This is a genomic window from Saccharomonospora iraqiensis subsp. paurometabolica YIM 90007 (genome assembly GCF_000231035.2).
GTDB lineage: Bacteria > Actinomycetota > Actinomycetes > Mycobacteriales > Pseudonocardiaceae > Saccharomonospora > Saccharomonospora paurometabolica.
Genome location: NZ_KI912196.1, coordinates 169,063 through 169,864 on the forward strand (window position 1 = coordinate 169,063; position 802 = coordinate 169,864).

Consider the following 802-nt stretch of genomic DNA (forward strand, 5'->3'; position numbering starts at 1 on the left):
TCCGGATCGAGCGGAGCCAGTCCACCGCGGCCGAACCGGTCGTCCAGACCGGCCGCCATGCCCTCGTCCGCCCACGGCCCCCACGCGATGGACGTGGCGGGCAGCCCGGCGCACCGCCGGGCCCTGGCGAGCGCGTCCAGTTCGGCGTTGGCCGCGGCGTAGTTGCCCTGCCCGGCGGCACCGAAGGTGGCCGACGCGGAGGAGAACAACACGAACGCCGACAGCTCCCGGTCGCGAGTGAGTTCGTCGAGGACCCGGGCCGCCTGGGCTTTCGGTCGCGCCACCGCGGCCAGCCGCTCCGGTGTCATGCCTTCCAGGACGCCGTCGTCGAGAACGCCCGCCGCGTGGATGACGGCATCGACGGGAAACCGGTCGAGCACGTCCGCCATCGCGCTGCGGTCGGCGGCGTCGGCGGCGATCACGTGCGCCTCCACCGGCAGTTCCGCCACCAACTCGGCCGCGCCGGGAGCGTCCGGCCCGCCACGACTGAGCAGGACCAGTTTCTCGGCCCCGTGGTCGGCGGCCCAGCGCGCGACCTTCTCGCCCAGCGCACCGGTGCCACCGATGATCAGAACCGTCCCGGACGGCGTCCAGTCCCCACCCGGCTCGCTGCGGACGACGCGGCGGGACAGGACCGTGCCCGCGCGCAGTGCCACCTCGTCGTCGACGCCGGAGAGGACGCCGAGGACGAGGTCCCAGTCCGGCTCGTCCGGCAGGTCGAGCAGCCCGCCCCACCGGTCCGGGAGCTCCAGGGCGGCGACGCGGCCGAGTCCCCAGGCCGCCGCGTGGGCGGCGACCGGCG

The 802-nt window shown here is 75.6% G+C and carries 1 protein-coding gene; it reads right to left on the reverse strand.

The features are described 5' to 3' along the window. Nucleotides 1–802: beta-ketoacyl reductase (locus tag SACPADRAFT_RS32030; protein WP_007027820.1), on the reverse strand; the 802-nt coding region annotated here is incomplete at both ends.